Origin of the sequence: Nocardioides sp. T5, from assembly GCF_048161455.1 — a bacterium.
GTDB lineage: Bacteria > Actinomycetota > Actinomycetes > Propionibacteriales > Nocardioidaceae > Nocardioides.
The window spans coordinates 2,335,449-2,356,461 of the sequence record NZ_CP182415.1; the positions used below are offsets into that span (position 1 = coordinate 2,335,449).

The 21,013-nt window shown below is 72.1% G+C and carries 17 protein-coding genes; 7 read left to right on the forward strand and 10 right to left on the reverse strand.

Annotated elements, in window-relative coordinates:
* Positions 1 to 660, reverse strand: a complete 660-nt coding sequence (locus tag ACNKF0_RS11315; RefSeq protein ID WP_299928620.1) for a response regulator transcription factor — start codon at positions 658 to 660, stop codon at positions 1 to 3.
* Positions 657 to 2,618, reverse strand: a complete 1,962-nt coding sequence (locus ACNKF0_RS11320) for a sensor histidine kinase (protein ID WP_299928617.1) — start codon at positions 2,616 to 2,618, stop codon at positions 657 to 659. The genes ACNKF0_RS11315 and ACNKF0_RS11320 overlap by 4 nt, the downstream gene beginning before the upstream one ends.
* Positions 2,619 to 2,769: 151 nt before the next feature.
* Here ACNKF0_RS11320 and ACNKF0_RS11325 point away from each other — a divergent pair, with 151 nt between their 5' ends.
* On the forward strand, positions 2,770 to 3,444 hold the full coding sequence (locus ACNKF0_RS11325; RefSeq protein WP_416952191.1) for a hypothetical protein: 675 nt from the start codon (positions 2,770 to 2,772) through the stop codon (positions 3,442 to 3,444).
* Here ACNKF0_RS11325 and ACNKF0_RS11330 read toward each other — a convergent pair.
* Both ACNKF0_RS11330 and corA read right to left on the reverse strand, forming a co-directional pair.
* Positions 3,371 to 4,612 (reverse strand): MFS transporter, encoded by a 1,242-nt coding sequence (locus tag ACNKF0_RS11330; RefSeq protein ID WP_299928611.1) that lies wholly within the window; start codon positions 4,610 to 4,612, stop codon positions 3,371 to 3,373. The two genes, ACNKF0_RS11325 and ACNKF0_RS11330, sit on opposite strands and share 74 nt — an antisense overlap.
* The gene (gene corA, locus ACNKF0_RS11335; protein WP_299928608.1) at positions 4,609 to 5,613 is read right to left on the reverse strand and encodes a magnesium/cobalt transporter CorA; all 1,005 of its coding nucleotides are present in this window, start codon (positions 5,611 to 5,613) and stop codon (positions 4,609 to 4,611) included. The genes ACNKF0_RS11330 and corA overlap by 4 nt, the downstream gene beginning before the upstream one ends.
* A gap of 32 nt (positions 5,614 to 5,645) precedes the next feature.
* On the opposite strand from corA, the gene ACNKF0_RS11340 reads away from it, so the two are divergent.
* The 5 genes from ACNKF0_RS11340 (at position 5,646) to ACNKF0_RS11360 (ending at position 9,327) form a co-directional block, all read left to right on the forward strand.
* The gene (locus ACNKF0_RS11340; RefSeq protein ID WP_299928604.1) at positions 5,646 to 6,368 is read left to right on the forward strand and encodes a histidine phosphatase family protein; all 723 of its coding nucleotides are present in this window, start codon (positions 5,646 to 5,648) and stop codon (positions 6,366 to 6,368) included.
* A 10-nt stretch (positions 6,369 to 6,378) separates the two neighbouring features.
* Positions 6,379 to 6,963 carry a DUF3090 domain-containing protein gene (locus ACNKF0_RS11345; protein ID WP_299928601.1) on the forward strand — a complete coding sequence of 195 codons (585 nt, stop codon included), beginning with the start codon at positions 6,379 to 6,381 and terminating at the stop codon, positions 6,961 to 6,963.
* Positions 6,953 to 7,729: an SCO1664 family protein gene (locus tag ACNKF0_RS11350; RefSeq protein ID WP_416952194.1), complete on the forward strand. Its 777-nt coding sequence runs from the start codon at positions 6,953 to 6,955 to the stop codon at positions 7,727 to 7,729. Before ACNKF0_RS11345 ends, ACNKF0_RS11350 begins: the two co-directional genes overlap by 11 nt.
* Before the next feature lie 45 nt (positions 7,730 to 7,774).
* The gene (gene mshC, locus ACNKF0_RS11355) at positions 7,775 to 9,013 is read left to right on the forward strand and encodes a cysteine--1-D-myo-inosityl 2-amino-2-deoxy-alpha-D-glucopyranoside ligase (RefSeq protein WP_416952196.1); all 1,239 of its coding nucleotides are present in this window, start codon (positions 7,775 to 7,777) and stop codon (positions 9,011 to 9,013) included.
* Positions 9,014 to 9,165: 152 nt separating this feature from the next.
* Positions 9,166 to 9,327: a hypothetical protein gene (locus ACNKF0_RS11360; RefSeq protein ID WP_416952198.1), complete on the forward strand. Its 162-nt coding sequence runs from the start codon at positions 9,166 to 9,168 to the stop codon at positions 9,325 to 9,327.
* Between the two features lie 420 nt (positions 9,328 to 9,747).
* On the opposite strand, the gene ACNKF0_RS11365 is transcribed toward ACNKF0_RS11360, so the two are convergent.
* Positions 9,748 to 10,593 carry a PAC2 family protein gene (locus ACNKF0_RS11365; RefSeq protein WP_299928588.1) on the reverse strand — a complete coding sequence of 282 codons (846 nt, stop codon included), beginning with the start codon at positions 10,591 to 10,593 and terminating at the stop codon, positions 9,748 to 9,750.
* Positions 10,594 to 10,738: 145 nt separating this feature from the next.
* Here ACNKF0_RS11365 and metH point away from each other — a divergent pair, with 145 nt between their 5' ends.
* Positions 10,739 to 14,509 carry a methionine synthase gene (gene metH / locus ACNKF0_RS11370; RefSeq protein ID WP_299928585.1) on the forward strand — a complete coding sequence of 1,257 codons (3,771 nt, stop codon included), beginning with the start codon at positions 10,739 to 10,741 and terminating at the stop codon, positions 14,507 to 14,509.
* Between the two features lie 22 nt (positions 14,510 to 14,531).
* Here metH and ACNKF0_RS11375 read toward each other — a convergent pair whose 3' ends face one another.
* The 5 genes from ACNKF0_RS11375 to ACNKF0_RS11395 form a co-directional block, all read right to left on the reverse strand.
* The gene (locus tag ACNKF0_RS11375) at positions 14,532 to 15,953 is read right to left on the reverse strand and encodes a GntP family permease (protein WP_299928582.1); all 1,422 of its coding nucleotides are present in this window, start codon (positions 15,951 to 15,953) and stop codon (positions 14,532 to 14,534) included.
* Positions 15,954 to 16,071: 118 nt separating this feature from the next.
* Positions 16,072 to 16,461: a phage holin family protein gene (locus tag ACNKF0_RS11380; RefSeq protein ID WP_299928580.1), complete on the reverse strand. Its 390-nt coding sequence runs from the start codon at positions 16,459 to 16,461 to the stop codon at positions 16,072 to 16,074.
* Between the two features lie 130 nt (positions 16,462 to 16,591).
* Entirely contained in the window at positions 16,592 to 18,253 is a 1,662-nt protein-coding gene (locus ACNKF0_RS11385; RefSeq protein WP_416952202.1) for an alpha/beta-hydrolase family protein, read from the reverse strand.
* A 2-nt stretch (positions 18,254 to 18,255) separates the two neighbouring features.
* Positions 18,256 to 19,101, reverse strand: coding sequence for an META domain-containing protein (locus tag ACNKF0_RS11390; RefSeq protein ID WP_416952204.1), 846 nt, complete (start codon positions 19,099 to 19,101; stop codon positions 18,256 to 18,258).
* 111 nt (positions 19,102 to 19,212) lie between these two features.
* Positions 19,213 to 21,012, reverse strand: a complete 1,800-nt coding sequence (locus ACNKF0_RS11395) for an SLC13 family permease (RefSeq protein ID WP_416952206.1) — start codon at positions 21,010 to 21,012, stop codon at positions 19,213 to 19,215.
* Position 21,013 lies beyond the last annotated feature (1 nt).

The window sequence follows — 21,013 nt, forward strand, 5'->3', positions numbered from 1 at the left end:
TCAGGGAGACACCCCGCCGAGGCCCGACTCCCGCGCCCGGACGATGGCCGCCGAGCGGTCCGAGACCTGCAGCTTGGTGAAGACGTTGGAGACGTGGTTGCGCACGGTCTTGAGGCTGATCGTCAGCTCGTGGGCGATAGCGGCGTTGCCCTTTCCCGCGGCGACGAGGTGCAGTACCTGACGCTCGCGCTCGGTGAGCGTCGGGAAGGATCGCGCCCGTGCCACGTCCTCGGGGGACGCACCGGTAGCGAAGTGGGTGACGACGCGGCGAGCCACCTCGGGGCCCAGGAGCACCTCACCGGCAGCCGCGGCCCGGATCGCCCGCACGATCTCGTCCTGGTCGGCGCCCTTCAGCAGGTAGCCCCGCGCCCCGGCCCGCATGGCCGCGAAGACCGACCCGTCGTCGTCGAGCATCGTCAGCACCACGACCGAGACCGTCGGGTCGTGGCCGATCAACCTCCGGGTGGCCTCGATGCCGTCCACGCCGGGCATCCGGAGGTCCATGAGCACCACGTCAGGCGCCATACGACCGGCCAGGTCGACCGCCTCCTGGCCCGTGGCGGCCACGCCGACGACCTCGATGCTCTCAACGTCGCGCAGCATCGCCTCCAGGCCACGGCGGTAGGCGGGGTGGTCGTCGGCCACCAGCACCCGCGTCATGCCGAGCTCCGCGTGAGCGGGACTGCGACGTGGTCGCGGACGGGCAGCTCCGCGCGCACGACCACACCACCACCCGGCCGCGCCGAGACCTGGCAGGTGCCGCCGACCTCCGCCGCCCGCTCGCGCATCGACGTCCAGCCGAGACCACCGTCCCGGCTCGCGTCCCGGCTCGCGTCGCGCACGTGCCCGCGGCCGTCGTCGGAGACGGTGAGGACGCACGCGTCGGCCACCTGCAGGTCGACGTGACACCGCGTCGCACGCGCGTGACGTACGACGTTGAGCATCGCCTCGGACGCGATGCGGAACGCCGCCACCTCGATCGCCGCCGGCAGCACGGGCAGCGGGTCGGGACCGGTCACCTCGATCTCCAGACCGAGTGCCAGGGCGGCGGCCCGGTGCCGGATGGCACCGACGAGACCGACCTCGTCGAGCGCGGGTGGTCGGAGGTCGTCCACCGCTCGCCTCAGCTCGGCGATGGCGTCGCGGACGCCGGCACGTGCCTCCTGCAGGTGCGCCGCGCGGGCGCGGTCGTCGTTCCGGGACTGCGCGGCGTCGAGCTGGAGCACCACGGCCGCGAGGGTGGGGCCGACCTCGTCGTGCAGGTCGTTGCGCAGGCGTCGGCGCTCCTCCTCGCGCCCGGCCACGATGCGGGCACGCGACGCGCTCAGGCGACGTGACTGGCGCTCGGCGTGCACCAGCACCGCGGCGTACCTCGCCAGGTCGTGCAGCAACCGCTCGTCGCGTGGTGTCAGCCGCGCTCCGGGCGCCACGGCGATGACGAGGTCGCCCAGCCGCTCGCCCCGGTGCACCATCGGCGTCCGGACGGTTCCGGGCCGGGCTACGACCTCCTCGTCCGCGTCGTCCACGTCCGCGATCCAGGCGGCCTCCGCGCGCAGCACCTCGACCACGACCTCGGTGATGACCCCGGTCAGGTCGCCCGACGGCCCGCCCGCGGGTCCGTCCCCGTCGACCGTGCGGGTGACCTCGGCGCGCTCGACCCGGTCGGCCAGCAGCCGCAGCGCCCGGTGGGGCTGGGAGCGGTAGCCGTGCACCCGGCGCTCGAGGTGCTCGCGGAGCCAGACGTAGGCCGGGTGCACCGCGACCGCGACGACGGTCACCGCGAGCCAGCCGCCGACGGTCGCGTCGCCGACGAGACGACGGGTGGCCAGGAGCAGCGCCGCGTAGAGCAGCGAGACGGCGAGGAGCAGGATCCCGTAGGTCAGGGTGCGCCCGAGGACGACCCGGATGTCGAGCAGGCCGTGCCGCACCACTGCGATCGCGATGGATGCCGGGACCGCCACGCTGATCCCGGCCAGCACGGCGGCGGTGACGGCGTCGTCGTCGCCGAGCCAGACGTGGTTGGCCCAGAGCACGGCGAGGCCGAGCGGCACCGACAGGGCACCCCACGCGACCCACAGCAGCTGGTCGCGGCCCTGCTCGTCCGCGGTGGCCCACCGCGAGCGCACCACGACGGGGGAGAGGAAGACCAGCGCGGCGGTCAGGGCCAGCCCGGTGGCGCCGAGGGCCCCCGACAACCACTCCGGCAGCCACGGCAGGGGAGCGGACGCGCCACCGTGACGCTCGGCGAAGCCGGTCCGGTCTCCCGCGGCGCCGACGACCAGCAGGGCAGCGCCCGCGACGCCGGCGACGAGGACCGCACGCCACCGCCGGGACCCGGGCCTGCCGTCCGGCAGGAGGTGGACCACCAGCACCAGCCACAGGAACAGGAACACCCACGCGCCGGCGAGCAGCTGGTCGGCGACCAGGCCGGCACGACCGAGGTCGCCCGGTGTCGCGTCACCCTGCTCCCAGCTGCTCGACCGGCCCAGGAGCAGCGCGACGGACACGCCGTGGGCGACCAGCAGCCACCCCAGTGCCCGGCGCTCGGAACGTACGACGACGAGCACGCCGAGGACCAGCGGCGTGACCGCCGCGACCGCCACCGCCGCGTTGTCCATCCCACGAGTGTGCCGAAGGCATTGCGGCGTGTCATGGGTCCCGGGAACACTTCCCGGCCGGTCCGGGACGCCGAGCCCGTGCGCCCGGGCTGGTCGGCGGCACAGGGTCGACCCGACCGGCGACCGTCGCCGGAGGGTGAGGGGGAGTGCCATGCCGCTCAGCAGGTTCGAGAGGACGCTTCCGTGGACCGGGGTGCTCGCCGCGCTGGCGTGGGTCGGGCAGTCGGCGTTGTTCCGCACGGACACCGAGGCCAGGCCCGGGCGGGCCTCGACCGACGTCATCCAGGCCGATCTCGTGCGCAACCACGCGGCCATCGGTTGCCTGGTGGTGATGGGCGTCGCGCTGGTGTTCTTCGCCTCGGCCCTCCGGGCCCACCTCCGCTCCGGCGAGGCGCGGGAGGCGACCTACAGCGCCGTCGCCCACGGCGGGCTGCTCCTGGCGGCTGCCGGGCTCTCGCAGATGGTGGTGTGGAGCTGGGGCCTGGTCAACGGTGCCGCCGACGCCGGGGACGACCTGGCCCTCGGGGTGCTGAGCCAGGTCTCGTTCTTCGGCTTCGCCGGCATGGGGATCGGCCTGTCGGCGGCGATGCTCGCCACCGGGCTCGGTGGCCTCGCCAACGCAGTGCTCCCGCGGTGGTTCGCCGTGACGAGCATCGTGATGGGTACGCTGGGCGCGCTCGGCAACGCCGGCGTCCCGCCCGGCGGGCTGGTCAACTACCTGCTGATGCCCCTGTGGCTGGTGGCGGTCGCCGTCATCGTGGTGCGCCGGCAGCGCGCGAGCGCCGGAACGTGTGTGCCAGCAGGACCAGCGCCACGAGCTGGGTGAGCGCGACCACGGCGACGAGCGCGGGCAGCGAGCAGTCGTAGAGCCAGCCGGCGGTGACGCCACCGACGATCGCGAACAGTCCCTGGATCCCTGCGAAGACGCCGTACGCCGTCGCGCGGCGCGGCGCCTCGACGAGGTCGGCCACCACCGCCTTGACCGTCGAGTCCTGGACGCCCTGGGCGACGCCCCACGCGATGACGCCGGCGAGGACGGCGACCAGGGTCGGGCCGAGGGCCAGCGCAGGCACGAGCGCGACCAGGACCGGGACGAGGAGCAGCACCCGCGGACCGGCGTGGTCGAAGACCGACCCGACGGCCAGCGCCGCCACCGCCTCCACCGCCATCGCGGCGGCGTAGACCACCGGGACGGCAGCGACCGGGAGGAGACCGTCGACGGTGAGGTGGTAACCGATGATGCCGAAGGTGACGAGGGCTCCCGTCGTCAGCGACGCGGCCACCGCGTAGCGGAAGAACTCGCGAGGCAGCCCCGCTCCGACCACCTCGGCCCACCAGCCGCGGCGCGGGGCCGGGTGCTCCGGGGCCGCCGGCGGCAGCGTGTCGTCGTACACGCTGGGGTCGGGCACGCGCCGGCGCAGCGTGAGCAGGAGGAGCATGGCCACCGCCCCCGGGACGGCGAGCACGGCGAGTCCCCACCAGAGGGACGCGACCGCGACGACGCCGGCCACGACCAGCGGCCCGGCGAAGGCGCCGACCTGGTCGAGCGCCTTGTGCACCCCGAAACCGCGACCGCGGCCCACGGCCGAGGCGACGTGGGCGAGCAGGGCCGACTTGGACGGTGACCGGATCGCCTTGCCCAGGCGTTCGAGCAGGATCATCGTGCTCGCGAAGGCGAGCCCGGCGGCGCCCAGGCGCGGTGCGAGGGCGAGCAGGGGCACGCAGACCGCGGTGAGGCCGTAGCCCAGGATCGTCAGTGACCAGTAGCGCCCGGTGCGGTCGGCGAGCGGGCCGAAGGCGAGGCGCAGCACCAGGGCCACGGCCTCGCCGGCGCCGGTCACGAGGCCGACGACCACCGCGGACGCACCCAGCGCCGCGAGCACCGGGCCGTAGACGGAGCGGGCGCCCTCGTAGACCATGTCGGCGGCCAGGCTGACGAAGCCGAACCACCACACCACGCGCCACGCGGTCGGCGCGGCGAGAGGTCGGGTCACAACCACCCGGACTTCTTGAACAGGGCGAACAGCCCGCCCGCGACGCCGATCATCAACGCCATTGCGAACGGGTAGCCGTAGGTCCAGTGCAGCTCGGGCATGTGGTCGAAGTTCATGCCGTAGATGCCGGCGATCAGGGTCGGTACGACGACGAGCGCGGCACCCGCGGAGATCTTGCGCATGTCCTCGTTCTGCTGGACCGAGATCCGCGCCAGGTGGCCGTCGAAGGCCGTGGAGAGCAGGACGTCGAGGCTGTCGATGACCTCCGAGACACGTTGGAGGTGGTCGGCCACGTCGCGGAAGTACGTCGCGGTGTCGGCCGTGATCGGGATCGGCGTGCGGATGGTGGGCGTGGTGTCGGAGTGCATGGAGAACTTGCGCATCGGCTCGCGCAGCGGCATGACCGCGCGGCGCACCTCCGCGATCTCGCGCTTGAGGACGTAGATGCGGTTCGCGTCGTCGGTGCGCGCGGGGGAGAACACCGACTCCTCCACCTCGTCGACGTCCTCCTCGAGCGCGGCACCGACGCGCTCGTACTCGTCGACGACGCGGTCGCAGATGGCGTACATGACACCCATCGGGCCGTGCTCGAGCACCTGGGCTCGCTCCTCGAGGTCACGCCTGGAGTCGGCGAGGTCGATGCCCTCACCGTGGCGGACGGTGACGATGAAGTCGGTGCCGACGAACATGTTGATCTCGCCGGTCTCGACCGCGTCCTCCTCGTCGACGTACCAGAGCGTCTTGAGCACGAGGAAGAGCGTGTCTCCGTAGTGCTCGAGCTTGGGCCGCTGGTGGGAGTCGCCGGCGTCCTCGACCGCCAAGGGGTGCAGGTCGAAGATGCGTGCGATCAGCTCGAGCTCGTCGGGGCTCGGGTCGTGGATGCCGATCCACTGGAAGTCGCCCGGGTCGCACGGGACGCGGGCGTAGCCGAGGCTCTGGTCGTCACTGTCACCGAGCGGGACCCGCCTGCCCCGGTGGTAGAGAGCGTTGTCGACGATCACAGGCTGAGGCTAGCCCCACTAGCCTCTGGAGAATGCCCACCGTCATCCTCGTGCGACACGGCCGCTCGACGGCCAACGCCACCGGAGTCCTCGCCGGGCGCCTGCCCGGCGTCCACCTCGACGACGCGGGGGTGCAGCAGGCGGTCGCCGTCGGCGAGCGGCTGGCGGGCGTACGCCTCGCGGCGGCCGTGACCAGCCCGCTCGAGCGCTGCCGGGAGACCTGCCGCGAGATCACCACCCGCCAGGGCGAGCCGCTGCGGGCCGGCACCGACAAGCAGCTCTCGGAGTGCGACTACGGCGAGTGGCAGGGGCGCCCGCTCAAGGACCTCGCGAAGGAGAAGCTCTGGAGGACCGTCCAGGCGCAGCCCTCGGCGGCGACCTTCCCCGGCGGTGAGTCCATGCGCGCCATGCAGGACCGCGCGGTGGCCGCCGTACGACGCCACGACGCGCGGGTGGCCGCCGAGCACGGTGACGACGCCGTGTGGGTCGCGGTCAGCCACGGCGACGTCATCAAGTCGATCCTCGCCGACGCCCTCGGCACCCACCTCGACCTCTTCCAGCGCATCCACGTGGACCCGGCGTCCGTGTCGGTCGTGCGCTACACCGAGTCGCGGCCGTTCGTCATCGGCACCAACACGCACGCCGGCGACCTGTCCTGGCTGACCCCGCCGAAGAAGGCCCGCCGCGCGTCCCGCACCCGGCGCTCGGACGCCGAGGTGGGTGGAGGGGCCGGACCTCAGCCAGCGAGGTCCTAGGGTGAGTGGCATGCCCGTCGTGCACCGCTTCGACCCGCCCGAGCGCTTCGTCGCCGGCACCGTTGGCGAGCCCGGCCAGCGCACGTTCTTCCTCCAGGCCCGAGAGGGTGCGCGGCTGGTGAGCGTCTCGCTGGAGAAGCAGCAGGTGCAGGCCCTCGCGGAGCGTGTCGACGAGCTCCTCGACGAGCTGATGCGCGCCGCGGGCGGCGACGTCATGATCCCGGCGATCGCGCCGCGCGACCTCACCGACACCCAGCCCCTCGAGCAGCCGATCGAGGAGGAGTTCCGCGCCGGCACGATGACGCTGTCCTGGGACGGCGCCGACGAGCGCGTGGTGATCGAGGTCTTCCCGTTCACCGAGGCCGCGGTCGTCTCGCCCGAGCAGCTCCAGGAAGACCTCGAGGACCTCCTCGAGCCCGACCCCGACGAGATCTTCCTGGTCCGGATCACCGCAGCCGCGGCCCGGTCGTTCGTCGAGCGCTCGCTGTCGGTGATCGGCGCCGGGCGTCCTGACTGCCCGTTCTGCGGCGAGCCCGTCGACCCGGACGGACACCTGTGCGTGCGGGCCAACGGCTTCCGGCGCCGTGACCCCTGACCTGCCCGACGGCTTCCCCACGGGGGAGCTCACGCTCCACGGCCGGGTGCTGCCCGCGTCCAACGCCACCTTCGTCGGCGAGCTCGGAGGCGTCCGGGTGGTCTACAAGCCGATCGCGGGGGAGCGGCCCCTCTGGGACTTCCCCCACGGCACGCTGGCCGCGCGCGAGGTCGGGTCGTACGCCGTCTCCGAGGCGCTCGGCTGGGACATCGTGCCGCCGACCGTCCTCGGTGACGGACCGCACGGTCCGGGCATGGTGCAGCTGTGGCGCGACGAGGTGGAGGACGCAGCGCCTGTCGACATCGTCGGCGAGGGCGAGCTCCCGCCGGGCTACCGGCACGTCTTCGACGGCCTCGACGCCCACGACCAGCCGGTGTCGCTGATCCACGAGGACAGCGCCCCCCTGCGCCGGATGGCGCTCTTCGACGTCGTGGTCAACAACGCCGACCGCAAGGGCGGCCACGTCCTGCCGATGCCCGACGGCCACCGCCACGGCGTCGACCACGGACTGACCTTCCACGTCGAGCACAAGCTGCGCACGGTGCTGTGGGGCTTCGTGGGCGACGCGATCACCACCGAGGAGGCCAAGGGGCTGCGCGGGCTCGTCTCCGCTCTCGACGGTCCGCTCGGCACGACGCTCTGCGAGCTGCTCACCGAGGAGGAGGTCGCGACCACGAGGCGACGGGTCGCCCGGCTGCTGGCCCGGGGCACGTTCCCCGGCCCGCGCTCGTCGTCGTACCCCGTCATCCCCTGGCCGCCGTTCTGAGGTCACCCGTCCGGACGCTCACGAGCGGCGGATAGGCTGCGCGACATGCGTGCCTGGTCGTCGCCCGACGTTCCCTCACTGCCCGTGACGGGCCCCGTCGTGCGGGTGCACGACACCGCGAGCGGCGCCGTCGTCGAGACCCGGCCGGAGGGCCCGGCGCGGATGTACGTCTGCGGGATCACCCCCTACGACGCGACCCACATGGGGCACGCGGCGACCTACGTCGGCTTCGACCTGCTCCACCGCGCCTGGCGCAACGCCGGCCACGAGGTGACCTACGTGCAGAACGTCACCGACGTCGACGACCCCCTGCTCGAGCGGGCCGCCAAGGTCCACGTCGACTGGGCCGAGCTCGCCGAGCGCGAGACCCAGCTCTTCCGCGACGACATGGAGGCGCTGCGGGTCCTGCCGCCGGCGCACTACACCGGCGCCGTCGAGTCCATCCCGCAGGTCATCGAGCTGATCCAGCTCCTCGAGGAGGTCGGTGCGGTCTACCGGGTCGAGGACGACCTCTACTTCTCCGTCACCGCCGACGACGCCTTCGGCTCGGTGTCGGGGCTCGACCGCGATGCCATGCTCGCGATCTTCCCCGAGCGGGGCGGCGACCCCGACCGGGAGGGCAAGAAGGACCCCCTCGACTGCCTGCTGTGGCGCGCCGAGCGACCCGGCGAGCCGGCGTGGGACAGCCCCTGGGGACCGGGTCGGCCGGGCTGGCACATCGAGTGCTCGGCCATCGCCCTCGACCACCTCGGCGCCACCTTCGACGTCCAGGGCGGCGGCAGCGACCTGGTCTTCCCGCACCACGAGATGTCGGCCGGTCACGCGCAGGTCGCCCACCCGGGGGAGCGCTTCGCCCGCGCCTACGCCCACGCCGGGATGGTCGCCTACGACGGCGAGAAGATGTCGAAGTCCAAGGGCAACCTCGTCTTCGTCTCCGCGCTCCGGCTGAGCGAGGTCGACCCGATGGCGATCCGCCTCGTGCTGCTGCGCCACCACTACCGCAGCGACTGGGAGTGGACCGACGACCAGCTCTGGGACGCCGTCGACACCCTCGCCACCTGGCGCCGTGCGCTGGCCCTCGGCTCCGGCGCGCCGGCCCTGCCGGTCGTCGAGCGGGCGCTGGCCGCCCTGGCCGACGACCTGGACGCCCCGACCGCCGTCGCCGCCGTCCAGGAGTGGGTCGAGGCGACCCTCGGTACCACCGGCCTCGCCGACACCTCCGACCCCGAGGCCGCGGCGACCGTCCACCGGCTCCTCGACGCCGCCCTCGGCCTGTCCCTCTGACGTACGCGCCGCCCCGCCACCCTCGCCTTGCCCCGCCTCCCGGGCGGTGGTTGCGCGACGTTCCGCGGGCGTGGAAGGTGGGTGGACCACCGCTGCCCGGCGTGTCGGCGTACGACTCGCGGGTGTGCGGTGGCTCACGGGGCGGGCGGTGCGTGACGCAGCTTCTCGCGCTGCAGAAGCTGCGTGGCTCACCGCTGCCCGGCGCGTGGGCGGCGTACGAGCGGTGGCTGAGCGACGTCCCGCGCCCGCGGAAGGTGGGTGGACCACCGCTGCCCGGCGTGTCGGCGTACGACGCGCGGGTGGGCGGTGGCTGAGCGACGTTCCGGGGCCGCGGAAGGCGGGTGGACCACCGCTCACGGGGTGCGCGGTGCGTGGCGCAGCCTTTCGCGCTGCAGAACGTGCGTGGCTCACCGCTGCCCGGCGGGTCGTCGTACGGGCGGTGCGTGACGCGGGTTCTCGCGCTGCAGAACGTGCGTGGCTCACCGCTGCCCGGCGGGTCGTCGTACGGGCGGTGCGTGACGCGGGTTCTCGCGCTGCAGAACGTGCGTGGCTCACCCCTGCCCGGCGGGTCGTCGTACGGGCGGTGCGTGACGCAGCTTCTCGCGCTGCAGAACGTGCGTGGCTCACCGCTCCTGGGGGTGGGCGGCGTACGAGCGGTGGCTGAGCGACGTTCCGTGGGCGCGGAAGGTGGGTGGACCACCGCTCGGGCAAGCGGTCGGCGAGCGGCGGAGTCGTCAGTCGGTGTCGCGACGCTTGAGGTAGCGCTCGAACTCGCGGGCGATGGCTTCGCCGGAGGCCTCGGGGAGGTCGGCGGTGTCGCGGGTCTCCTCGAGGGCGCGGACGTAGTCGGCGACGTCCTCGTCCTCCGCGGCGAGCTCGTCGACGCCGCGCTCCCAGGCCTTGGCGTCGTCGGCGAGCTCACCGATCGGCATCGGCGCCTGGAGGAGCTCCTCGAGCTGGCCGAGGAGGGCGAGGGTGGCCTTCGGGCACGGGGGCTGGGCGACGTAGTGGGGGACCGCGGCCCAGTAGGAGACGGCCGGGATGTCGAGCTGGGTGCATGCGTCGTTGAAGACGCCGACGATGCCGGTGGGGCCTTCGTAGGTGGACTGCTCGAGCGCGAGGCGGTCGACGAGCTCGGGCTCGCTGGCGGTGCCGGTCACCGGGATGGGTCGCGTGTGCGGGGTGTCGGCGAGCAGCGCACCCAAGGTCACCACGAGCTCGGCCCCGAGGTCGTCGCAGGCGGCCAGGAGCTCGGCGCAGAACTGGCGCCACTTCATGTTGGGCTCGATGCCCCGCACGAGGATCACGTCGCGGTCCAGCTCGGCGGGACGCGCGACGGCGATGCGGGTGGTGGGCCAGGTGAGCCGGCGGTAGCCGTTGTGGTCGGTGCCGATGATCGGCCGGTTGACCTGGAAGTCGTAGAACTCCTCGGGGTCGATCGCGCCGATGACCTCGGCCTTCCACTGCTCGATGAGGTGGTCCACCAGCCCGGAGGCGGCGTCGGCGGCGTCGTTCCAGCCCTCGAAGGCCGCGATCACCACGGGGGACACCAGGTCCTGCACGTCGTCGAACTCGATCACCAGCCCAGCCTAGGGCTCCGGCCCCAGCCTGCCGTCGTGATTTCGCCGCCCGCCGCGCCGGGTGCCACCATGTGGGAATCCGGTCCGAGTGTCGGACGATGTTCCTAGGCTGGCGTCACCGCCGCCCGAGAGGAGCCACCCACCCGTGGAGCCGCAGCACCGACCAGACGCCACCGCCGCCCTGACGGCGATCCTTCGAGAGCGGATCATGGTGCTGGACGGCGCGATGGGTACGGCGATCCAGCGCGACCGTCCTGACGAGGCGGGCTACCGCGGAGAACGCTTCGCCGACCACCCCAGCGACCTGGTCGGCAACAACGACCTCCTGACGATCACCCAGCCGCACATCATCCGGACGATCCACGAGGAGTACCTCCGCGCCGGCGCCGACGTCATCGAGACCAACACGTTCAACGCCAACGCGATCTCGCTGTCCGACTACGGCCTCGAGGAGCTCGCCTACGAGCTCAACCACGCGTCGGCGCAGCTCGCCCGCCAGGCCGCGGACGCGGTGGCCACCGACGACCGCCCGCGCTGGGTCGCCGGAGCACTCGGTCCCACGACGCGCACGGCCTCCATCTCGCCCGACGTCAACGACCCGGGTGCTCGCAACGTGTCCTTCGACGAGCTGGCGGAGGCCTACCTCGTGGCCGCCCGCGGCCTCGTCGACGGCGGCTGCGACCTGCTGATGATCGAGACGATCTTCGACACCCTCAACGCCAAGGCCGCGATCTTCGCGGTCGAGACGCTCTTCGAGGAGCAGGGCCGGCGCTGGCCGGTCATCATCTCCGGCACCATCACCGACGCGTCGGGCCGCACGCTGTCGGGCCAGGTCACCGAGGCGTTCTGGGACTCCGTACGCCACGCCCGCCCGCTCGCGGTCGGCCTCAACTGTGCCCTGGGTGCGCGCGACATGCGGCCCTACGTCGCCGAGCTGTCGCGCCTGGCCGACTCCTTCGTCAGTGTCTACCCCAATGCCGGGCTGCCCAACGCGTTCGGCGAGTACGACGAGACCCCCGACCAGACCGCCGCTGTCCTGGCGGAGTTCGCCGACGCCGGCTTCCTCAACTTCGTCGGCGGCTGCTGCGGCACGACGCCTGAACACATCGCCGCCATCGCGGGCGCGGTCGAGGGCAAGGCCCGCCGCGAGCCGGTCGACCACCAGCCGGTCATGCGGCTGTCCGGCCTCGAGCCGCTGACCATCACCGACGACAGCCTGTTCGTCAACGTCGGCGAGCGCACCAACATCACCGGCTCGGCGCGCTTCCGCAAGCTCATCAAGGACGGCGACTACGGAACGGCCGTCAGCGTCGCCGCCCAGCAGGTCGAGGCCGGCGCGCAGGTCATCGACGTCAACATGGACGAGGGCATGATCGACGGGGTCGCGGCGATGGACCGCTTCCTGAAGCTCGTCGCCTCCGAGCCCGACATCAGCCGTGTCCCGGTCATGGTCGACTCCTCCAAGTGGGAGGTCATCGAGGCCGGTCTCAAGTGCGTGCAGGGCAAGGCGATCGTCAACTCGATCTCGATGAAGGAGGGCGAGGAGGCGTTCCGTCACCACGCGAGCCTGTGCCGCAAGTACGGCGCCGCGGTCGTGGTGATGGCGTTCGACGAGGACGGCCAGGCCGACAACCTGGAGCGCCGCAAGGCGATCTGCGAGCGTGCCTACCGCATCCTGGTCGACGAGGTCGGCTTCCCGCCCGAGGACATCATCTTCGACCCCAACGTCTTCGCCGTCGCCACCGGCATCGAGGAGCACGCCACCTACGGCCAGGACTTCATCGAGGCCACGCGCTGGATCAAGCAGCACCTCCCCGGCGCCAAGGTCAGCGGCGGCATCTCCAACGTCTCCTTCTCCTTCCGCGGCAACAACCCCGTCCGTGAGGCCATCCACGCCGTCTTCCTCTACCACGCCATCCGGGCGGGGCTCGACATGGGCATCGTCAACGCCGGGGCGCTCGTGGTCTACGACGAGGTCGACCCCGAGCTGCGCGAGCGTATCGAGGACGTCATCCTCAACCGTCGGCCCGACGCCGCCGAGCGTCTGCTCGAGATCGCCGAGACCCACAACCGCTCGGCCGAGGCGGTCGACGTCGCTGAGGACGAGTGGCGTGCGCTGCCCATCAAGGAGCGGATCACCCATGCCCTGGTGAAGGGCATCGACGCCCACGTCGAGGCCGACACCGAGATCCTGCGTCAGGAGATCGCCGCCCGGGGTGGTCGGCCCATCGAGGTCATCGAGGGTCCCCTGATGGACGGCATGAACGTCGTCGGTGACCTCTTCGGCGCCGGCAAGATGTTCCTGCCCCAGGTCGTGAAGAGCGCGCGCGTGATGAAGAAGGCCGTGGCCTACCTCATCCCCTTCATCGAGCAGGAGAAGCTCGACAACCCCGAGTACGCCACCGTCAAGGACACCAACGGCACCATCGTCATGGCGACGGTCAAGGGCGACGTCCACGACATCGGCAAGAACATCGTCGGCGTCGTCCTGCAGTGCAACAACTACGAGGTGATCGACCTCGGCGTCATGGTACCGGCGCAGAAGATCCTCGACACCGCAGCCGAGGTGGGCGCCGACATCATCGGCCTGTCCGGGTTGATCACGCCCTCCCTCGACGAGATGGTCAACTTCGCCACGGAGATGCAGCGTCAGGGGCTCACCATCCCGCTGCTCATCGGCGGTGCCACCACCTCGCGGGCGCACACCGCGGTTAAGGTCGACCCGAAGTACGACGGCCCGGTGGTCTGGGTCAAGGACGCCTCACGCTCCGTGCCCACGGCCGCAGCGCTGCTGCACGAGACCGGTCGCGCCACACTGCTGGCGGACGTGAAGGCCGACTTCGACTCGCTGCGCACACGCCACTCGGCCAAGAACGAGCGGCCGATGGTCCCGGTGGAGCAGGCCCGCGCCAACGCCACCCCGGTCGACTGGACCGGCTACCAGCCGCCCGCGCCACGGGTGCTCCAGCACGACGACGAGGTCTCGGCTGCCGGCACCCCGGTGTCGCGGCACGTGCGCGTCCTGCGCGACCAGGACCTGACGGTCCTGCGCGGCTACATCGACTGGCAGCCGTTCTTCAACGCCTGGGAGATGAAGGGCGCATTCCCCGACATCCTCAACAACCCCGGCTCGGGCCCCGCGGCGCGCAAGCTCTACGACGAGGCGCAGGAGATGCTCGACCAGATCATCGAGGAGAAGTGGATCCGCGCCCACGGCGTGGTCGGCTTCTTCCCCGCCAATGCGGTCGGCGACGACGTCGAGCTCTACCTCGACGGCGACCGCAGCACGGTCCACACCACGCTCCACCACCTGCGGCAGCAGGGTCAGCACCGCGACGGCGTACCCAACCGGTCGTTGTCCGACTATGTCGCGCCCAAGGAGACCGGGCTGCGCGACCACGTCGGTGCGTTCGCGGTGACGGCGGGCGACGGGGTGCAGGAGCGAGTCGCAGCCTTTCGCGCCGAGCTCGACGACTACAACGCGATCCTGCTGGAGTCGCTCGCCGACCGACTGGCAGAGGCGTTCGCGGAGCACCTCCACGAGCTCGTGCGCAAGGAGCTGTGGGGCTACGCCCCCGACGAGCAGCTCGACAACGTCGGGCTCATCAAGGAGCACTACGACGGCATCCGCCCCGCCCCTGGATATCCCGCGTGCCCCGAGCACACCGAGAAGCAGACGCTCTGGGAGCTCCTCGACGTCGAGGAGCACACCGGCATCCGGCTCACGGAGTCGATGGCGATGTGGCCGGGGGCGTCCGTGAGCGGCTTCTACTACTCCCACCCGCAGTCGCAGTACTTCGTGGTGGGCCGGCTCGCCCGCGACCAGGTGGCCGACTACGCCGAGCGCAAGGGCTGGACCCTGGCCGAGGCCGAGCGCTGGCTCTCGCCCAACCTCGGCTACGACCCGGAGGACTGAGCAGCGTCGGGTCGCCCCGGCCTCAGAGCACGACGCCCGCGAGCATCACGAGGGGCAGCGAGACGACCGAGGCGACCGACGTCACCAGGGTCAGTGTCTTGAGCGTGCCCTTGGTCGACAGGCCGAGCAGCGACTTGAACATCCAGAAGAAGTTGCTGTTGACCTGCAGCGCGAACATCGCACCGGACGCGATCGCGAGTCCGATCACGATGGGGGACACGGTCAGCGAGTCGAGGATCGGGGCGATGATGCCGGCCGCGGTGATCGCGGCCACCGAGACCGAGCCGATGGCGAGGTGCAGCACCGCGGCGATGAACCAGGCCAGCAGGATGCTCAGCACCACGGGCGCGCCGGCGTCGGCCTGGAAGAGGTCGCCCAGCACGCTGTCCAGGCCGGTCGCCTCGATGACAGCACCGAGCGAGCCGCCGACGCCGGTGATGAGGAGGATCTCACCGGTCGTGTGGAAGCCGTCCTCCATCGCCTCGTTGGTGTGCTCGCGGCCCGACGAGGCGCGCGAGAGGCCGTAGGCCCCGAGCAGGCCGAGGAACAGCGCGATGTTGGCGTCGCCGAGGAACGCGATGAAGGCGTTGGACCAGCCGCCGAGCTCGGCGAACGCCCCGAAGGCGATCAGCAGCAGCGGGACCAGGATGGGCAGCATCAGTGTGGCCAGGGGGAGCTGGCGCACGCCCTCCCGCTCCTTCACCGCGGTCGCCTCCGACTCGCTGCGCGCGAGCGCCGCCTCCGAGGACTCCGCCTCGCCCGTGAGGTAGGCCCGGTCGGCGGCCTCCTGCTCGGCCATCGCCTCGTCGACCTCCTCGTCGGTCTCCGGGTTCCAGAAGCCGCCGGCCGAGAAGAGCAGGCGCATCAGGAGCGTCGAGACGAGGGCGGTCACGAGGCCGATCACGACGCCGTACACGAGCCAGTCGCCGAGTCGGATGTCGAGCAGGCCGGCGATGGAGATCGCAGCCAGACCGGGGATCACGAAGACGTAGCCGGCGAAGATCCCGCAGCCGAGCGCGGACGCGAGCACGGGCAGGCCGACCTTGCCGATGAAGGGCGACGCGGACCGGGCGACGGGTGCGGCGAGCACGACCTGCACGTCGACGTAGATCGACGGCATGACGACCGCGAGCATCGAGGTCAACGCGTACGGCAGCCGGCCCGACCCGACGCGCTGCACCAGGATGGCCACCAGGCGCCGGAACGCTCCCGTGGAGTGCAGCAGCGACCCGATGAGCACACCGAAGCCGATCAGCAGCCCGACCTCCGCCATGATCCCGCCGAAGCCGGTGGTGATGGCCTCGATGGTCCCGGCGAAGCCGACACCTGCGGCCAGGCCGAGGTAGAGCGATCCGAGGATCAGCGAGATCACCGGGTCGATGCGTCCCTTGATGATCAGGGCGATCACCAGGACGATCGCGACGGTGGTGTGCAGGGCGACCATGAGCTCTCCCCGAGAAAGGCGGCGTCCCCGAGGGGCGAGTGGCCCTCTGTTTACCGGTACGGGTGGGGAATTGGCCAGCCGGGGCGGTCGAGGACATGCCGCCGACGCGCCAGCGGCGTCAGCCGGCCTCGGCCGTGGAGCGTGAGGAGCGGGCGACGAGGCGGTCGCCGACCCAGGTCAGGGCGACCGAGAACACGGTCACCATGAGCGCGAACGTGATCGCCGCGATGATGTTGTCGATGCGCAGGCGCGTGGTGAGGGCCGAGGCCAGCCAGACGACGCACCCGTTGACGACGAGCGTGACAGCCGCGAGGACCAGCATGTGCTCCGAGGTGGGGAGCCACCTGAGGAGCAGCTGGGCGACGACGTTGGCCGCGGCCACGAGGACGGCGACCACGAGCGCGGAGACCGGGCCGCCGCTGAAGTCGACGTCCGGCGTCACCCAGGCGGCCAGGACCACGGCAAGGGCGAGGAGGGCCCATCGGACCAGCACCGTCACGATGCGCATGCGTTCTCCCTCCCAGCCGGGTCGCTGGCCAGCCCACCCTGGTCCGCGTCGCGGTGCACTCTTCCGAACCACCGGGGCCGCGAACTCCCCCGAACCGGGGGAGATGGCCCGCTGGGCGACGCCGAGTCGGTCACCGCGAGATGACGGCCAGGCGCTCCCTCAGCTCCGCGAGGCGAGCGGCGTCCCACCCGGGCGGTCGCACCACGGCGTACCACGCGCTGAGCGGCTGGGTGCCGTACTTGTGGCCGTGGTCCTCGTCGAAGTCGTTGCTCACCGCCATGTCGACGGCGAGCTGGAGGAAGGTCGTCACCGGCGTCCACCGGATGGCCGGATTCACCGAGGCGTCGAGCGGCTCCTCGAGCCAGTCGGGCTCGTCCGCGAGGGTGTCCCAGTCCCACCACACGATCGGGTCGTCGCCGTGCTGAAGGAACACCGAGTGGGCTGTCCTGCCCTCGAGGTCCTGCACGCGGTTGGCGAAGACGAAGCTCTCGCCGTCACCGACCACGGGCCGCACCTGCGGTGACCCCGGCTCCCGCACCCGCTCGGCCTCCCTGCGCAGCCGCATCGTCTCGGGCGGACCGACCCACACCGCGCCGTCGACGCGGTCCCGGCTGTCGACGAGGGAGTCGAAGACCTGGGAGCCCCCGAACGAGCCGAGGCTCTCCCCGGCGATGTACAGGTCGGGCCGGTCGGCGCCCGCGCTCGCGAGCCGGTCCTCGACCGCCTCGAACAGGGCGACGGCGGTGTCGCCGGCCGCGGCGGACTCCGAGAGGAACGCCAGTGGGCTGGGCAGGTGCGAGTACTGCACGGTGACGGTGGCGATGTCGCCGTCGTAGAAGTACTCGAGCGGCTGCACGAGCTGCTCGTTGATCCATCCCGTGCCCGTCGGGATGACCACCAGCAGCGCGCTGCGGTCGAACCCGCCGAAGCGGTCCATCTCGCTCATCGCGATGTCGACCCGCTCCTCGACGGTCTCGGCGGAGGCGCGCCCGACGAACACCCGCACGGGCTCGACGACCTCCCCGGGGGAGATCTCCTCGAGGTCCTCCGTGGTCGGTCCCCGGGTCAGGAAGCGCCGGCCCTCGCGGCCGGCCTCCTCCCACACCACGGCGGAGTCCGGTCCACCGGAGCGCACCAGCGAGGTCGGCGGAGCAGGTGCGCCGCCGACATCGCGGTCGCCGAGGGCGAAACCGGCGTTGAGCCCGTCGAGCGTCCGCTCGAGGACGAACGTGTTGAGCGAGGCGAGCACCACCCACGCGACCAGGACCAGCGCGAGCCCGCCGGCGATCCAGGCCGGCAGCATCCGGGACCCCACCCGGGTGGCGGCGAGCCAGACGACCTTGAGCAGGCGGCCCACCGCGAACAGCACGAGGGCCACCGCGGTCGCCAGCAGCAGCGCGCCACCGAAGACGACCCAGTACGACGACCGCGCGTAGCCGAGCCGCTCCCAGGTCCACCGGTGGGCGTCGACGGCCTCGAGCGCCGCCCACGTGGCGTACGCCAGGCAGACACCGAGCACCGCGAGGCGGACCTGCCGGTCCAGCGACGGGTCGAACGGGTGCCACGGCCAGTCGAACCTCGCCCGCAGGCGCCTCGCGAGCCGCGTCAGGCCCAGCCCGATGCCGTACCCGAGGGCGAAGGAGATGCCCGTCAGCACCCCCTGGAAGAGCCACGAGCGGACGAGGAGCGACGGCGCCAGCGACTGGGCGGCGAACCAGGTCGCCAGCACCACGCCCAGGAGGCTGGGACGTCGGAGCAGGCGCGACCAGCGCGGCTCGACCTCGCTCGCCAAGGTCAGGCCACCTCGAAGACCAGGCCGTACCCGTCGCGCACCACGAGCAGCATCCAACCATTGAAGGTGACGTAGTCCGAGCGTCCGTCCACGACGGAGAGGACGATGCGCTCGATGGTGCGATCGGGCTCGCGACAGCGGACCCGGGTGACGGTGGGTGGGGCGAACGAGACCGAGACGCGGTCGACCTGCACCCGCGTGCGTCCGGTGTTGCACCCCGTGTCGAGCCGCGCCAGGCCGTCCTCGCCCACGACCAGGCGGGGCGTGCGGACCCGCGACGGAAGGCGTGAGGTCGAGCCGTCGGACAGGGTGCCGACCACCGACCACGTGCGCCCCAGCAGGGTGTTCAGGTCGACCGGTGGCTCGCGCTCGAGCACCAGGCTGACGTCGTCGGTCGTCAGGTGCAGGTCGGCGCCGTCCGTGGTCGCGGCGACACCCGCGCCCAGCAGGTCGGCGACCCACTGGTCCTGGACGGCGTCCTCGTCCGAGCACGCCATCATCGTGGTCGCAGGTCCTGACTCCCAGCTCAGCGTGCCGTCCTCGACGCTGAAGGCGCCGAACGCGGTGTTGCAGCCTCCCGTCACCGCCAACGTGTCCTCGTCGAAGGACAGTCGGAGCTCGGTGCCGGGCACCAGCTCGTACCCCTCGACCGACGTGGAGACGAAGGTGGCCGCCTCGAGCAACGCCATGTCGCTCTGCAGCGGCTCACGTCCGGACGCACTGGCAGCGTCTTCGTCACCGTCAGCGCCGCACGCCGTCAGCAGCGCCACGGTGACCGCGGCCAGCACCGCCCTCGTGCCGGGACCGCCCGCGCCGGGCCGTTGGCGCCTGCTCGACGGCGTCAGCATGTCGTCCTCCTCGTCGCCCACCCGCGCATCGACACGCGCGCCACGTCACCCCACCACCGGCGGGTGGGCGCGGCCCTCACGAGTTTCGGGTGAAGGCCGGCCAGCCGCCCGTCAGAGGGGCCAGACGAGCGGCACGACGACCAGCGCCACGACGAACCACCAGACCATGACGGGCAGCCCGAGCCTCCAGTAGTCGCCGAAGCGATAGCCGCCCGGACTCATGATCATCATGTTCCCGGGGGTCGAGATGGGGGTCAGGAGCGCGGCGCAGCCGGCGATCGCCACCGCCATGAGCAGGGGCTTCGCGCCCGCGCCGGTCGCCTCGGCCGCGGCCAACGCGATCGGTACGACGACGAGCACCGTCGCAGTGTTGCTGACCACCTGGCCGAGGACGGCGGTCAGCACGAAGAGCGCCGCCAGCAGCAGGATCGGGCGCCCCGGACCCACGGCGTCGATGAGGAACGACGCCACCCGGTCGGCCGCCCCGCTCGTGCGGATCGCGGTGGAGAGGGGGATGAGGGCGCCGACGAGCACGACGGTCTGCCAGGAGACGCTCCGGTAGGCCTGTGTCACGGACACCACCCGCAGGAGCACGAGGGCGACCACGGCGCTCAGCCCGGCGATGGCGGGCGGCACCCGGCCCGAGCCCAGCATCACGACGAGACCGAGCAGGACGAGGACGGCCAGCGTGGCCCGCTGTCCCCACGCGACGGTCTGGCGACGGACGAGGTCGGGGGAGTCGACCAGCAGGACGTCGCGGTCCCGGTTGAGCTTGTCGAGGGCCGACCACCGGCCGTGGAGCAGGATGGCGTCACCCTCCGCCAGCTCGATCGGCCCGTCTCCCCGGTCGGTGCCGAGACGCTGGACGGCCAGGATGATGAGCGCGTTCTCGCGCTTCATGCCACGGTGGACGCGCTCCCCGACCAGCCGCGAGCGAGGCGGGACGACCACCTCGGCCAGGCCCGCCTCGCGGTTCATGAGCCCGGCCCCGTCACCGAGGCCGACCATGCCGACGGCGAGGCCGTGCTCGAGGGCGAACCGCGTCACGTCGTGCGGATCCCCGGTCACCACGAGGGTGTCGTCGTCACCGACGGGACCGACCACGACCTGCCCCGTCGGCGACTCCGCAGCCACGACGCGTACGCGCTCGTCCCCACCGAGGGTGCGCGACGGGCCGCGTCCGATGAGGTCCGAGCGCGAGCGCACGCGGAGGCGGTAGAAGCCGTCGGTCAGCTGGTACTGGCCCTCGAGCGTCTCGCCCAGGGAGCCGAGGTCGGGCGGGGCGTGCTCGGGGGTGCGCTGCGGGAGCAGGCGAGGACCGAGGAGCGCACAGAGTGCGACCGTGCCGACCAGCAGGGGTATGCCGACAAGGGCGAAGGAGAAGAACGGGAACGGTCCCTCGCCGGCGTCGTCGGCCGCCTCGGAGATGATGACGTTGACGGGGCTGCTCATCAGCAGCAGCATCCCGCCGGCGCTGCCGGCGAAGGCCACGGGCATCAGCAGCCGGGACGGCGGCAGCCCGATGCGGTGGCCGACCAGCACGACCAGCGGCAGCAGCGCGGCGACCGCCCCGTTGAGCGTGATGAGCGACGTCAGGACCGCGGACAGCAGGCACACCGCCACCAGCACGCGGGTCGCCCCGGTCCCGGCGCGTTCGAGCAGTGCCTGCCCCGCCCACGTGGTGACGCCCGTCGAGTCGATCGCCTCGCTCACCACGAAGAGCGTCGCGATGAAGATGACGACCGGATCCCCGAACCCGGCCACGGCCTCCTCGGTGGTGACCAGCCCGGTGGCCCACAGCGTGAGCGCCGCCAGGATGGCGACCACGCCGACGGGCAGGCGGTTCCACACGAACAGTGCGACCACGAGCCCCAGCACGACCAGCGCCGTGGTCGCCTCGTCCAGTGCCATC